At 67.7% G+C, this 13,377-nt stretch carries 12 protein-coding genes; 8 read left to right on the plus strand and 4 right to left on the minus strand.

The features are described 5' to 3' along the window. Positions 1-45 precede the first annotated feature (45 nt). The gene (locus EJ105_RS10160) at positions 46-1,176 is read left to right on the plus strand and encodes a zinc-dependent alcohol dehydrogenase family protein (protein WP_250166238.1); all 1,131 of its coding nucleotides are present in this window, start codon (positions 46-48) and stop codon (positions 1,174-1,176) included. Between the two features lie 103 nt (positions 1,177-1,279). Continuing rightward, the gene (locus EJ105_RS10165) at positions 1,280-2,068 is read left to right on the plus strand and encodes an SRPBCC family protein (protein WP_250166239.1); all 789 of its coding nucleotides are present in this window, start codon (positions 1,280-1,282) and stop codon (positions 2,066-2,068) included. 85 nt (positions 2,069-2,153) lie between these two features. Here the strand turns inward: EJ105_RS10165 and EJ105_RS10170 are convergent, their stop codons facing one another. Next, positions 2,154-3,395: an amidohydrolase family protein gene (locus EJ105_RS10170; RefSeq protein ID WP_250166240.1), complete on the minus strand. Its 1,242-nt coding sequence runs from the start codon at positions 3,393-3,395 to the stop codon at positions 2,154-2,156. A 40-nt stretch (positions 3,396-3,435) separates the two neighbouring features. Further along, the gene (locus EJ105_RS10175) at positions 3,436-4,383 is read right to left on the minus strand and encodes a LysR family transcriptional regulator (RefSeq protein WP_168459086.1); all 948 of its coding nucleotides are present in this window, start codon (positions 4,381-4,383) and stop codon (positions 3,436-3,438) included. A gap of 297 nt (positions 4,384-4,680) precedes the next feature. Between EJ105_RS10175 and EJ105_RS10180 the strand changes: the two genes are divergently transcribed. The 6 genes from EJ105_RS10180 to EJ105_RS10205 all read left to right on the plus strand — a co-directional run bounded on the left by EJ105_RS10180 (position 4,681) and on the right by EJ105_RS10205 (position 11,700). Continuing rightward, entirely contained in the window at positions 4,681-5,880 is a 1,200-nt protein-coding gene (locus tag EJ105_RS10180) for an ABC transporter substrate-binding protein (RefSeq protein ID WP_197022911.1), read from the plus strand. 114 nt (positions 5,881-5,994) lie between these two features. Beyond that, on the plus strand, positions 5,995-6,870 hold the full coding sequence (locus tag EJ105_RS10185; protein ID WP_024278090.1) for a branched-chain amino acid ABC transporter permease: 876 nt from the start codon (positions 5,995-5,997) through the stop codon (positions 6,868-6,870). Continuing rightward, the gene (locus EJ105_RS10190; protein WP_250166241.1) at positions 6,867-8,675 is read left to right on the plus strand and encodes a branched-chain amino acid ABC transporter ATP-binding protein/permease; all 1,809 of its coding nucleotides are present in this window, start codon (positions 6,867-6,869) and stop codon (positions 8,673-8,675) included. Before EJ105_RS10185 ends, EJ105_RS10190 begins: the two co-directional genes overlap by 4 nt. Continuing rightward, positions 8,672-9,430 (plus strand): ABC transporter ATP-binding protein, encoded by a 759-nt coding sequence (locus EJ105_RS10195; RefSeq protein ID WP_250166242.1) that lies wholly within the window; start codon positions 8,672-8,674, stop codon positions 9,428-9,430. The genes EJ105_RS10190 and EJ105_RS10195 overlap by 4 nt, the downstream gene beginning before the upstream one ends. Positions 9,431-9,471: 41 nt before the next feature. Then, positions 9,472-10,167 (plus strand): cyclase family protein, encoded by a 696-nt coding sequence (locus tag EJ105_RS10200; RefSeq protein ID WP_029554981.1) that lies wholly within the window; start codon positions 9,472-9,474, stop codon positions 10,165-10,167. Positions 10,168-10,293: 126 nt separating this feature from the next. Then, complete coding sequence (locus EJ105_RS10205; RefSeq protein ID WP_250166243.1) at positions 10,294-11,700, plus strand: amidase family protein; 1,407 nt, start codon at positions 10,294-10,296, stop codon at positions 11,698-11,700. 102 nt (positions 11,701-11,802) lie between these two features. On the opposite strand, the gene hpaI is transcribed toward EJ105_RS10205, so the two are convergent. Then, on the minus strand, positions 11,803-12,564 hold the full coding sequence (hpaI, locus tag EJ105_RS10210; RefSeq protein ID WP_250166244.1) for a 4-hydroxy-2-oxoheptanedioate aldolase: 762 nt from the start codon (positions 12,562-12,564) through the stop codon (positions 11,803-11,805). Positions 12,565-12,586: 22 nt separating this feature from the next. Next, positions 12,587-13,369 carry a 2-oxo-hept-4-ene-1,7-dioate hydratase gene (gene hpaH / locus EJ105_RS10215; protein ID WP_029554978.1) on the minus strand — a complete coding sequence of 261 codons (783 nt, stop codon included), beginning with the start codon at positions 13,367-13,369 and terminating at the stop codon, positions 12,587-12,589. Between the last annotated feature and the right edge of the window lie 8 nt (positions 13,370-13,377).

Below are 13,377 nucleotides of genomic sequence, written 5' to 3' on the forward strand. Positions count from 1 at the left end.
GTTGGCGGCAGGCGCGTTCGACGACCGTCAGGGAGCCTCAAAGCCATGAAGATCAAAGCCGCCGTCCTGCGCAGCATGGGCGCGCCGATGCCCTACGCGCAGAGCCAGCCGCTCCACATCGAGGAGGTGGAGCTGGACCGGCCCGGCCGCGACGAGGTGCTGGTGAAGATCGCGGCGGCGGGCCTGTGCCACTCGGACCTTTCCGTCATCAACGGCAGCCGCCCCCGGCCTATGCCCATGGCCATCGGCCACGAGGCGGCGGGTGTCGTGGTCGAGGCCGGCGACGGGGTGGACGACCTGAAGCCGGGCGACCACGTGGTCATGGTGTTCATGCCCAGTTGCGGCCATTGCCAGCCCTGCTCGCAGGGCCGCCCCGCCCTGTGCGAGCCCGGCGCGGTGGCCAACGGCAAGGGCGAACTGCTGACCGGCGCGATCCGCCTGCACGAGGGCGAGGAGACCATCCATCATCACCTGGGATGCTCGGCCTTCGCTGACCATGCGGTGGTTTCGCGTCGCTCATTGGTCCGGATAGACAAGGATATCCCCCTCGATGTCGCTGCGCTGTTCGGCTGCGCGGTGCTGACGGGGGTCGGTGCCGTGGTGAACACGGCCCGTGTGCAGGCGGGCGAGACGGTGGCTGTGGTCGGTCTTGGGGGCGTGGGCCTCGCCGCCGTCCTCGGGGCTCTGGCGGCGGGCGCCGCGCGGGTGGTCGCGGTGGACCTGTCGCCGGAAAAGCTGCAACTGGCCAAGGACTTCGGCGCCACCGGCGTCGTGGATGCCCGCGCGCCCGATGCCATCGAGCAGGTGCGCGCGCTCACCGGCGGCGGGGCCGACTTCGTGTTTGAGTTCGCCGGCTCCGCGCGGGCGCTGGAGAATGCCTACAAGATGACCAAGCGCGGCGGCACCACTGTCACCGCCGGCTTGCCGCCGCCGGATGCGGTGCTGCCGGTGAACATCGTCAGCCTCGTCGCGGAAGAGCGCACGGTGAAGGGCAGTTATATCGGCACCTGCGTCCCGGTGCGCGACGTGCCGCGCTACGTCGAGCTCTACAAGGCCGGCCGCCTGCCCGTGGACCGCCTGATGAGCGGGCGCATCCCGCTTGAGGACATCAACGAAGGCTTCGACCGGCTGCACGACGGCTCCGTCGTGCGGCTGGTGGTGGACTTCCAGGGCTGAGAGGACGCGATATGACCGACAAGCATTCCGCCACCCTGCTCGGTCTCGCGGGCGGCCTCGGCGGCATTGACGCCCCGGCCTGAAGGGGAAGGGAGACACGCACATGGACATGAGCGGCGAACAGTTGATCCCGGCCCCGCGCGAGGTGGTCTGGCAGGCGCTCAACGATCCGGAGATCCTCAAGCTCTGCATTCCGGGCTGCCAGGAGCTGGTGAAAAGCTCCGACACGCAGATGAGCGCCAAGGTGGTGCTCAAGGTGGGGCCGGTCAGCGCCCGTTTCGAGGGGGCCGTGACCCTTTCGGACCTCGATCCGCCCAACGGCTATCGCATCAGCGGCGAAGGCCAGGGCGGCATGGCCGGCTTCGCCAAGGGCGAGGCGAGGGTCACGCTTGAGGCGGCCGGGGCGGACACCATCCTGCGATACGAGGTCAATGCGCAGGTGGGGGGGAAGCTGGCTCAGCTCGGCGCCCGCCTCATCGACGCGACCGCGAAGCAGATGTCGGGCGCCTTCTTCAAGCGTTTCGCGCAGGAGATCATCGCGCGCCGGCCTCTCGGACAAGGGGATGGGCCGGCATCGGCTGCCATGCCTCCTCCGCCACTCAGCCCTGCCGCTCCTGTCGTGCATTCGCTTGGCGCACCTTCTCCCGCAGCGCCTCGGCCCCATGCCACGTCCGCCGGAATGCGCCTCGCCGGGCTCGGTATCTTCGCGGCCGCGCTCGTCGCTTCCGCCTATTTCCTTTCAGGGGCAGGGGAGCATGGCGGTCGAACGGGAGTCTCTCCCGACTTTTCGGCGGCGGTGATCCTCCTCCTGACGACAGGCTTGGGATACCTTCTTGGTCGCCTGCAAGGCGTCGTGACGACAGTCGTCACGATCAGGCATGAGGCAAGTTAGACCAGGGCCGGCGCGGGGGCCGAATGCGGCGCTGGGCCGGGCGAGGCGGGGCCGGAGATGAAGGCGCCGAACGCATCGGCACCGCTCATTGTCCGCACCCGCAGCCGGGAAAGTGCAGTTTCGCCCGCTCCCGCGTCAAGGTGCGCCGGCCGCCCTTGAAGGCCGCGAGGACAGGGGACAACTCGGCCACCGCATCGCGCGGGGAGGGGCTGTCGATGATGACGAAATCCGCCGCCTTGCCGACCGCCAGCCCGTAGTCGGGAAGGTTCATGAGGCGGGCGGGGCGGCTCGTCACCATGTGGAAGCACTCGGTCATGTCGTGGGCCGAGCCCACGTGGCAGATGTTGGCGTTGAGGTTCGCCATCCGCAATTGCGAGCAGTCGCCGAACGGGGTGAAGGGGTTCAGCACATTGTTGGTGGAGAGCGAGCAGTTCACCCCCTGCTGCAGCAGCAGGTGCGCCGGGGTGACGCCGCGCGTCTTGGCGAAGGTGCGATCCCGGCCCATCAGGAACAGGTCGGTGGAGGGCAGCACGGTGAGCGCGACGCCGGCATCGCGCATGCGCGTGGCGATCTCCACCAGCCGCTCCGGTTCCACATAGGCGAGCTTGGTGACATGGCCGATGGCCACCCGTCCGCCCCAGCCGAAGCGTTCGGTGAGCGCGCAGACATATTCGAGATCGAGCGCCGTGGGATCGGCGCCGAAATCCAGATGCATGTCGATGTCCACGTCGAAGTCGCGGGCCATCTGGAACACCCGGTCGATCTGTCCGTGCGGGTCGGTGTCCGTATAGGGCGCCGCGCCCACCGCTTTCGCCCCGCGTTGCAGCGCCTCCACCATCAGCTCTGCGGTGCCCGGATTGTTGGTGAGGCCCTCCTGCGGGAACACGCAGACCTCGATGTCGATGGCCCAGCGATAATCCGCCACCAGTTGCATCACCCCCTCGAAGCCGCGCAGGCCGATGCCGGGGTCCACCTCCAGGTGGGTGCGCATGTGGGTGGTGCCCTGGGCGATGGCTTTCTCGATGGTGCGCCGGCCTCGGGCGTACACATCCTCCGGGGTGAAGTCCTTCTTGGCGCGGGCCACCTCGGCGATGGCCTCCTCCAGATCGCCCCGCCGGGAAGAGCAGCGATCGAGGATGCAGGACTTGTCGAGGTGGATGTGGGTTTCCACGAAACCGGGGGCGACGAGGCATCCCCCGGCATCCACCACCTCGGCGTCAGCCGTGATCTCGGGCGCGATGGCTTCGATCCGGCCGGCGGTGATGGCGATATCGACGATATGGTCCGGCGCGTCCGGCAGGCGGGCGTTCTTGACAATCAGGTCCATGGGGGGCCTCGACGGCTGGCAGGGGTTGATTTCCGCGATTTCACTTCACGCTGGCGCGGGCCTTCTCGCCCTTGAGCTTGGCGCGCCAGGTTCCGGCTTCGACCATCTCGGCGATGACATTGGCCATCACCTTGGCCACCGCCTCGGAGCCGCGCGGGTTCATGCTGCGCTGGGAGACGACGACGGACAGCCGCCAGGACGGCGTCGGGTCGAGAATGGGGACGGCAACCATCTCGCCGCGCGCCATCTCGTCCATGAAAGCGAAATGTGGCATCACCCCCAACGCCCGGCCGGAGCGCACCAGACGGGCGATGGTGGGCAGGCTGTCGCAGGCCGTGGCGATGGGCTCCACGTCGTTGCGGGCAGCGAACTGCTCGATCACCGTGCGCATCACGTTGGGCGCGCCGGGCAACACGATGGGCCACGCGAACATGTCGCGGAACGCGATGGCGCCCTTGGCTGCCAGAGGGTGATCGGGCGCTGTGAACAGCATGAGGTCCTCGACCATCATCTCGGTCCAGGCCACGTGCTCGAACGCCTTGTGGTCGTACAGCAGGGCCACGTCCAGCCGGCCGGCCTGGAGGAGATCGTCGAGATAGCCGGTCATGGCCTCCACCACGTGGAGGGCGATCTTGGGCTGCTGTTCGGCCATCGCGGAGATCAGCGGCAGTCCGAGGCCCCGGCAGGCAGAGGTGGGCAGCCCCACCGACACCCGTCCCGATGGATTGAGCGACGTGGAGCGAACCTGGTCCTTCACCCGGTCCACCTCCTCAAGGATGCGGCGGGCATGGTCGTAGAATTGCTGTCCCAGCTCGGAGGGCGTGACGCCGCGCGCATGGCGCATGAGCAGTTCGACGCCCAGCTCTTCCTCCAGATTCTTCATCTGCTGGCTCAGCGAGGGCTGAGCAATGCGCAAAACCTCTGCCGCACGCGAGAAATTCCCGCTCTCTGCAATCTGGACGAAGTATTTGAGCTGACGAAGGTCCATGGCTCACCTTTGCATTATCTGAAATGGCATTGCCTAAAGGCGATTGTCAAATTGCATGATATATAGCCATATGCACAAACTATGGGCTATAAAGTGGCATAAATCGATAATAATCAATGGTTTGATACGGTCGATTTGGGTTCGGTGCAGCCTATTAAAGCATCCTATAGGCTGGGCCTATATATGTGATCGGAAAATAATCTTTGTCCTGAGGCAGCGCCTATATCAGCCTCATCTCGCAGATGATTTTCGGGCGGTCATGCCCGGCGCGTCCTGTACACGGCAGGAGAAACAGACATGCCTCCACAGAGCATTTTGCGCGGCCAGCTCCTGGCCGCGACGGTGGCGCTCGGCCTTTGCACCGGCCTCTCGGCCACGGCGCTGGCCGATCAGGAACCCTGTATCGGCAATTCCGCCGCCGTCACCGGCCCGGCCGCCTTCTCGGGCCTCGCCATCAAGATGGGCGCCGAGATCGCCATCGACGAGATCAACGCGGCCGGCGGCGTGCTCGGCAAGAAGCTGCGGCTGGTGCAGTATGACGATGCCGGTGCCCCGCCGCGCGGCGTCGACAACACCCGCCGCATCGCGCTGGCGGACAAGTGCATCGCCGTGCTCGGCGGCTTCCATTCCACCGTCGCTCTGGCGCAGGTGGACCCGATCCACGAGATCGGCATTCCCTACATGGGCGTGTGGGCGGCCAACACCAAGGCCATCGAGAACGGGCGCGATCCCAACTTCATGTTCCGCGTCTCCGCCAAGGACAAGTGGGTCGCCCGCTTCCTGGTGGACGAGGCCCTGAAGGCGTCGAAGACCGGCAAGGTGGCGTTCTTCTACGAGAACACCGGCTGGGGCAACGGCGCCTTGCCGGACGTGAAGGCCGCGCTTGCCGCCAAGGGCAAGGAGCTGGTCGCCGCCGAGACCTTCAACTGGAACGACCAGGACATGTCGCCCCAGGTGATCCGCGCCCGCGACGCCGGGGCGGACGTGGTCATCGTGTGGTCCCTCGACCGCGAGGCCAACCAGATCCTGCGGTCCATGGACAAGGCGAGCTGGAAGCCGGCCATCATCGGCGCCTGGGGCATCTCCGGCAATCTCGGCGAGCTGGCCGGGCCTCTCGCCAACGGCGTGCGGGTGATGCAGACCTACTCCTTCCTCACCCCGCAGAGCGAGGCCGGCAAGAAGCTGCTTGCCGCCGTCGAGGCCAAGACCGGCATCAAGGACCCGAAGGACATCAAGGCGCCGTCCGGCATCGCGAATTCCTATGACGCGGTCTACGTGCTGGCCGACGCCATCAAGATCGCCGGCTCCTTCGACTGGAAGAAGGTGCAGCAGGCCCTCTACCAGGTGAGCCGCGACGGCCTCGTCGCCCCCTACAAGCCCGCCTTCGACAAGGCCGATCCCGAGCGCCAGGACGCCATCCTGCCGCAATACTACCTGCTGACCGTCTGGCACGACGGCAAGCTGATCCCCCTCAAGGGCTCGCCCTACGACAAGTGAGCCCGCGCGGGAGGCGGTTTCCCTCGCCGCCTCCCGCTTCTGCCTCTCCCGCGCAGCCGCCCCGCGCCTCGACCGGCCACGGCCGGGCCCCCTCCCATCGACAGGTCGCCCGCAATGACCACAGTGGTGCAATACATCCTGTCCGGCCTTGCCATCGGCGGCATCTACGCCCTGGTGGCCCTCGGCTTCCACATCATGTGGTCGTCCGCCAAGGCCGTGAACTTCGCCCATGGCGACACGCTGATGATCGGTGGCCTGCTGGCCGTCTATCTGCTCGCGGCCGGCCTGCCGCTGGGCCTCGCCTGCCTCGTGGCGGTGCTGGCCGGCGGCCTGTTCGGGCTGGTGCTGGAGCGCATCGCGGTGCGCCCCTTCCTGTCCCAGCAGGGCTCGGTGGGGTGGATGCTCACCACCATCGCCGTGGGCATCATGGTGGAGAGCTTCGCCACCATCCAGACCCAGGGCTACGCCCGGCCGCTGCCCTCGCCGGGCGTGGCTTCCTCGGTGCATATCCTCGGCGCCGGCATCTATCCGCAGGAATTGGTGATCCCGCTGGTGGCGGTGGTGGCCATGCTTGGCCTGCGGGCCCTCCAACGCCACACCCTGGTCGGCCGCGCCATGCGGGCGGTGGCCCATAACAAGAATGCCGCGGCCCTCATGGGCATCAACGTGAATGCGGTGGTCGCCTTCTCCTTCGCCCTTGCCGGGCTTCTGGGCGCGGCGGCCGGTGTGCTGGTCGCTCCGGTTGTGCAGGCCTCCGCCGCCATGGGCGTGCTGCCGGGCCTGAAGGGCTTCGCCGTGGCCATCATCGGCGGCATCACCTCGGCGCCGGGGGTGGTCATCACCGGCCTCGTCTACGGGGTGATGGAGAAGTTCGTCGAGGGCTACATCTCCACCGCCGCGCGCGAGATCATCGGCTTCTCCCTCATGATCCTCACTTTGCTGGTGTTCCCCCAGGGCCTGTTCGGCAAGCGGGAGGTGATGAAGGTATGAGACACCTCACCCGCCATCTCACCCTGCTGGGTTTCGCGGCCCTCGCCGCCATCCTGGTGATCGTGCCGCTCACCTCCGGCAACGAGTATGAGCTGCGCCTGTTCATGCTGTTCCTGATCTACGGCATCATCGCCGTGGGCCTGAACGTGCTGGTGGGGCTGACCGGCCTCGTCTCCCTCGGACAGGCGGGCCTGTTCGCGCTCGGCTCCTACACCGGCGCCATCGTGGCAACGCGGCTGGGCTTCGACATGATCTCGTCGAGCCTCATCGCCGCGATCGTGGCGGCCGGGTTCGGCGTGCTCCTCGCCTATCCCACGGTGCGGGTGCGCGGGGTCTATCTCGCCGTGGTCACCATCGCCTTCGGCCTCATCGTGGAGAATGTCGCCATCGAATGGCAGTCGCTCACGGGCGGCACCACCGGCATCACCTCCATTCCCTCGGCCAATGCGTTCGGGGTGCGGCTGTCCGGCTATGCCTTCTACGGCGTGCTGGCCGTGGTGCTGTTCCTCGCCACCGCCGCCGCGCACAATCTCAAGGTCTCGCGCTACGGCCGCGCCATGCTGGCGGTGTCCCAGAGCGAGATCGCGGCGCGGGCGCTGGGCGTGGACGCCACCGCCATGCGCACGCTGGCCTTCGTTGCGGCGGCTGTGACGGCTGGCCTCGCCGGCACCTTCTACGCCTTCCTCAATTCCTACATCTCGCCCGACATCTTCACCTTCTCGGACAGCGTGCGCTTCCTGCTCATGGTGATCCTGGGCGGCGCCGCCTCCACCTTCGGGCCGGTGCTGGGCGCCTATATCCTCACCTATCTGCCGGAATATCTGCAGGAGTTCGCGGTGTGGCAGAAGTTCGCCTATGGCGCGCTGCTGCTCATCGTGATGTTCGTGATGCCGCGCGGCATCATGGGCTCGCTCGCCGCCGGCCTGAAGCGGCTGGTGCCTGTGCCGCGCGCGGTCGCCGCGTCCGAAGGCCTGCCCGCCGAGGACACGCTGCGGCTCGATCCCCGCGCGCAGAAATCCGAGCTGGTGGCGCGCGACCTCACCGTGCGGTTCGGCGGGCTCACGGCGCTGGCGAAAGCCTCGCTGCGGGTGAAGCCGGGCGAGGTGCATGCCCTCATCGGGCCGAACGGCGCCGGCAAGTCCACCTTCGTCAACACCATCTCCGGCTTCTACCAGCCGAGCGAGGGCGCCTTCGAGCTGGACGGCATCCAGCTTGCCGGCAAGGCCTCCCACGAGATCGCCCGCGCCGGCCTCTCCCGCACCTTCCAGAACACCGAATTGTTCGGCGAGATGACCGTGCTGGAAAACGTGATGGTGGGCTACCAGCAGCGCCTCGGCTACGGGCTCCTCGCCGCGGTGCTCCGCACCGGGGCCATGCGGCGGCAGGACGAGGAATGCCGGCGCGCCGCCATCGGCCTGCTCGTGTTCGTGGGGCTTGAGGACTATGCCAACGAGGAGGCGCGCTTCCTGCCCTTCGGCCTCCAGCGCCGCCTTGAGATCGCCCGCGCATTGGCCCCCCGGCCGCGCCTGCTGCTGCTGGACGAGCCCGCCGCCGGGCTCACCACGCAGGAGATCGACGAGCTGGAAGCCATGATCCGGCGCATCGCGGCGCTGGGGGTCTCGGTGCTGCTCATCGAGCACCATGTGGAGCTCATCATGGCGGTGGCCGACACGGTGACTGTGCTGGACTACGGCCAGGTGATCGCCAGCGACACGCCCGCCGTGGTGCAGGAGAACCCGCGCGTCATCGAGGCCTATTTCGGCACCTCCCTCGACCACGCGAACCCGGCCGAGGTGACGGCATGACCCCTCCCGATACCCACACGGCGGACGTGCTGCTCGACATCCAGTCCATGGAATTGCGATACGGCGCGGCGGTGGCGGTCCGCGACATCTCCCTCAAGGTGAAGCGCGGCCAATTGGTGGCGGTGATCGGCAACAACGGGGCCGGAAAGTCGTCCATGGTGAAGGGCGCGACCGGCCTCGTCGCCCCCTCCGGCGGCAAGGTGCTGTTTCGCGGCGCCGATACCACCCGCATGAGCGCCAACGCCAAGGTGGGCCAAGGCATCGTCATGGTGCCGGAAGGCCGGCTGATCTTCCCCGACCAGAGCGTGGAGGACAATCTCATCCTCGGCGCCTATGTCCATGGCGGGCTGAAGGGCGCGCGGGCGAAACAGACCCGCGACAAGGTGCTGGAGCTGTTCCCGCGCCTCAAGGAGCGCCTTACCCAGCAGGCCGGCTCCATGTCCGGCGGCGAACAGCAGATGCTGGCCATCGCCCGCGGGCTGATGGCCGAGCCTGAGCTGCTCATCATCGACGAGCTGTCGCTCGGCCTCGCGCCCAAGATCGTCGACCAGCTCATGGGCGTGCTCTCCACCCTCAACAAGGCCGGCCTCACCATCCTTCTGGTGGAACAGCTCGCCTCCTATGCGCTGGCCATCGCCGACCATGCCTATGTCATCGCCAACGGCCGCGTCGCGCGGGAGGGGCCGAGCCAGGTGCTCGCCCGCGATCCCGAGGTGATGGAAGCCTTCCTCGGCCGCAAGAAACCGGCGGCCTGAGCCTCATCATTTTGCAAGTCCGTCCAGTCCAAGGAGCCCCCATGTCCAGAATCGTCGATCTCAGCCTGCTCATCGAAGACAACATGCCGGCCCACAAGCTGTTTCAGCGGCCGGTCATCACCACCCACATGAGCCACGAAAGCTCGAAGGCGCTGGGCCTCGGCGTGCCCGGCGACGCCATGACCTTCCAGACGAATTTCATCGCCATGCTCGACCACGTGGGCACCCATGTGGATGCCTTCCGCCATGTGAAGCCGGACGGCGCGCCCATCGACGAGATGCCGCTGGAGATGTTCATGGGCAAGGCCGTGTGCTTCGACCTGCGCCACATCCCGGACCTCGGCGAGATCACCGTCGAGGATATGGAGAAGGCCGAGGCGGCCGCCGGCGTGAAGGTGGACGGGCACATCGTGCTGTTGTGCACGGGCTTCCACAACCGCAACTATCCGAGCCTGGATTCCGTGTGGAAGAATCCGCTGCTCACGGCGGAAGCCACCAAGTGGCTGTATGACCGCGGCTCGAAGATGCAGGGCGTGGAAGGCCCCTCCACCGACAAGCCCTCCGACAACATCTTCGCCCAGCACCGCCTGTGCCGCGACCTCGGCATGAGCCACTGGGAATGGTTGGTGAATCTGGAAGAGCTGGTGGGCAAGGGCGAATTCCAGTTCTTCGGCGTGCCGCTGAAGTTCAAGGGCGGCTCCGGATCGCCAGTGCGCGCCTTCGCCATCCTCAACTGATCATTGCGAATACGTCTCTTCTGCCCTGACTAGACGTATGGGTCTGCTGGATGGTCACTGCCGACCATCCAGCAGCGCTCATTTTGCGGTCTTCACCCAAGATCAATCCCGCGCCGGAGCAGCCCCATGTCCGCGGAGTTCGACACCCTGAGCGCGACGGTCCTGCGCACGCTGGTGGCCCGGCGCGACGTCTCACCGGTGGAGCTGACGCGCCGCGCCCTTGATCGCGCCATCGCCACCCAGCCGACCCTCAACGCCTTCTTCGTCATCCTGGAGGAGGAGGCCATGGCCGCCGCCCGCGTCGCCGAGGATGCGGTGATGAAGGGCGCGCCGCTCGGCCTCATCCACGGACTGCCGTTTTCCGCCAAGGACCTGATGGCGGTGAAGGGGGTGCGCTATGCCTCCGGCTCCCGCGCCATGGCCGACAACATCGCTGAGGTGGACGCCCCCGCCGTGGAGCGGGCGAAGGCGCAGGGCGGCATCCTCATCGGCAAGACCACCACCAGCGAATTCGGCTGCAAGCCCATCGGCGACAGCCCGCTCACCGGCATCACCCGCAACCCGTGGAACCTCGCCATGACGCCGGGCGGGTCGAGCGCGGGGGCCGCGGCCTCGGTGGCGGCCGGCATCACCCCGTTCGCGCTGGGCACCGACGGCGGCGGGTCCATCCGCATTCCCTGTGCCTTCAGCGGGCTTTCGGGGCTGAAGGGCCAGTTCGGCCGGGTGCCGGTCTGGCCCACCTCGGCGACGCCGACGCTGGCCCATGTGGGTCCCATCGCCCGCTCCATGAGCGATGCGGCGCTGCTGTTTTCCGCCGTGGCCGGGCACGACCGGCGCGATCCCTTCGCCGTCGCCGGCCCGGTGCCGGATGTGATGGGCGCGGCGCAGGCCTCGGTGGCCGGCATGCGCGTCGCCTACAGCCCCACCTTCGGCTACGCCCGCCCCGCGCCCGAGGTGATTGCCGCGACCGACCGTGCCGCCCAGACCTTCGAGGCGCTGGGCTGCCATGTGGAGCAGGTGGATGCGGTGTTCGACACCGACCCGGCCGATTTGTGGACCGCGGAATTCTATGCCGGTGTCGGCACCCGCCTGCGCGATGTGCTGGAAAACCGCCGCGCGCTTCTGGACCCGGCGGTGGCGGACATCCTGATGCCGGCCCTCCGCCAGGAGATGAAGAGCTACTATGCCAGCGTCTTCGCCCGCTACGCCTTGCGCGAGAAAATGCGCCTGTTCTTCGAGCGCTACGACCTGCTGATCTCCCCGGTGCTCCCGGTGAGCGCGCTTGAGGCCGGGCGGAACCTGCCGGAGGGGCTGGAGGACCGCAATCTTGTGTCCTGGGTGTTCTACACTTACCCCTTCAACCTCACCGGCCAGCCCGCCGGGGCGGTCTGCGCCGGCCTCTCGCCGCAGGGCATGCCCATCGGCCTTCAGATCGTCGGCCGTTCCTATTGCGAGGACGATGTGGTGCGCGCGGCGGCGGCGTTCGAGCGCGCCCAGCCGCCCGGCTACAACCGCCCGCCGGCTGGGGCCTGAGACGGCCCGGTCCCGAAACGGCCCGTACCCAAGGCCGACGTGCGGCGGCCGTTTCCGGTGCGCCTGATGTGATTGGCTCGCCGGCCTAAATCCAGCGCTGGTCTAGCGGAAGGCCGCGAGCGCCTGCTCCGACTGGCGCGCGAGGATGCCCGCGTCGACGCCGATGGCCGTGAAGGTGGTGCCGAGATCGATGCAGCGCTTGGCGAAGGCGGGGTCGCCCGTGAGGATGCCCGCCGGCTTGCCGGTGGCGCGGATGCGGACGATGGCATTTTCCACGGCATCCACCACGCGGGCATGCTTCAGGTCGCCCACATGGCCGAGGCTCGCGGCAAGGTCGCCGGGGCCGATGAAGATGCCGTCGACACCCTCGACAGCGGCGATGGCGTCGATCTGGTCGAGCGCCTCCTGCGTTTCCACCTGAACCAGCAGGCACAATTCCTGCGCGGCAGCGTGGGCATAGTTCTTCACCCGGCCGAAGCGGGTGGCGCGGGTGAGGGCGGATACGCCCCGGATACCATCGGGCGGATACCGGGTGGCGGCCACCGCGGCGCGGGCCTCCTCGGCATTCTGGACGTAGGGGATCAGCACGCTCTGCGCGCCGATGTCGAGCAGGCGCTTGATGAGCACGGTGTCATTGGCCGCCGGCCGCACCACCGGGGACACCGGATAGGCCGAGACCGCCTGCAACTGGGCGAGGACCGTCGTCAGCTCGGCCGGGGAATGTTCCGTATCGAGGAGCAGCCAGTCGTAACCGGCGCCGGCCACCACCTCGGTGGCATAGGCGCTGGAGAGGGTGCACCAGAGGCCGAGCTGCTGGCGGCCCTCGATCAGGGCCGCCTTGAAGGCGTTGCGGGGCAGGTCCATGGGAAAGCCTCAGGTGAAAGCCTCAGGTGAAGGAGACGCTGATGGCGCCCACCGGTCCATAATCGGCGGTTATCACGTCGCCAGCGGCGATGTCCACGGGCCGGGTGAAGGAGCCCGCCAGTACGATCTGCCCCTTCTCCAGCTTCGCGCCCACGGCGGAAAGCTTGTTCACCAGCCAGGCGATACCGGCCGCCGGATGGCCCATGATGGCGGCCGAGACGCCGCTCTCCTCGATGATGCCGTTCTTGGAGAGCGTTGCGCCCACCCAGCGGATGTCGATGTCCATGGGGCGGATGACGCGGCCGCCCACCACGATGGCCGCGAAGGCGGCGTTGTCGGCGATGGTGTCCACGATGGCGCGGGGCACCTCGGTGCGATAGTCGATGATCTCCAGCGCCGGCACGACGAACTCGGTGGCGCGCATCACGTCATAGATGCGCACGCCCGGCCCTTCGAGGTCCTCACCCATCACGAAGGCCAGCTCTACCTCCAGGCGCGGCTTGATGAAGCGCGCGGCGGGAATCTGGGCGCCGTCATTGAACAGCGCGTCGTCGAGGATGCGGCCATAGTCCGGCTCGGTCATCTTCGAGGCCATCTGCATGGCGCGGGAGGTGAGGCCGATCTTGTGCCCGGCCACGCGGGCGCCGTTGGCGATGCGCGCCTGCGCCCACAGATCCTGCACGCGGTAGGCGTCCTCGATCTCCATGTGTGGGAAGGTGCGGCTGAGCTGGACGACGGGCTTGCCCTCGCGCTCGGCCTTGAGAATGGATTCTGCGCCGAGGCGGCGCTCCTCTTCGGTCATCATGGGTGCGT

Origin of the sequence: Xanthobacter aminoxidans (genome assembly GCF_023571765.1) — a bacterium.
GTDB lineage: Bacteria > Pseudomonadota > Alphaproteobacteria > Rhizobiales > Xanthobacteraceae > Xanthobacter > Xanthobacter aminoxidans.

What these genes read in the sequence shown, in the direction of transcription:
- EJ105_RS10160 (WP_250166238.1), top strand. Translation starts at nt 46, where the DNA reads ATGAAGATCAAAGCCGCCGTCCTGCGCAGCATGGGCGCGCCGATGCCC.
- EJ105_RS10165 (WP_250166239.1), top strand. Translation starts at nt 1,280, where the DNA reads ATGGACATGAGCGGCGAACAGTTGATCCCGGCCCCGCGCGAGGTGGTC.
- EJ105_RS10170 (WP_250166240.1), bottom strand. Translation starts at nt 3,395, where the DNA reads ATGGACCTGATTGTCAAGAACGCCCGCCTGCCGGACGCGCCGGACCAT.
- EJ105_RS10175 (WP_168459086.1), bottom strand. Translation starts at nt 4,383, where the DNA reads ATGGACCTTCGTCAGCTCAAATACTTCGTCCAGATTGCAGAGAGCGGG.
- EJ105_RS10180 (WP_197022911.1), top strand. Translation starts at nt 4,681, where the DNA reads ATGCCTCCACAGAGCATTTTGCGCGGCCAGCTCCTGGCCGCGACGGTG.
- EJ105_RS10185 (WP_024278090.1), top strand. Translation starts at nt 5,995, where the DNA reads ATGACCACAGTGGTGCAATACATCCTGTCCGGCCTTGCCATCGGCGGC.
- EJ105_RS10190 (WP_250166241.1), top strand. Translation starts at nt 6,867, where the DNA reads ATGAGACACCTCACCCGCCATCTCACCCTGCTGGGTTTCGCGGCCCTC.
- EJ105_RS10195 (WP_250166242.1), top strand. Translation starts at nt 8,672, where the DNA reads ATGACCCCTCCCGATACCCACACGGCGGACGTGCTGCTCGACATCCAG.
- EJ105_RS10200 (WP_029554981.1), top strand. Translation starts at nt 9,472, where the DNA reads ATGTCCAGAATCGTCGATCTCAGCCTGCTCATCGAAGACAACATGCCG.
- EJ105_RS10205 (WP_250166243.1), top strand. Translation starts at nt 10,294, where the DNA reads ATGTCCGCGGAGTTCGACACCCTGAGCGCGACGGTCCTGCGCACGCTG.
- hpaI (WP_250166244.1), bottom strand. Translation starts at nt 12,564, where the DNA reads ATGGACCTGCCCCGCAACGCCTTCAAGGCGGCCCTGATCGAGGGCCGC.
- hpaH (WP_029554978.1), bottom strand. Translation starts at nt 13,369, where the DNA reads ATGATGACCGAAGAGGAGCGCCGCCTCGGCGCAGAATCCATTCTCAAG.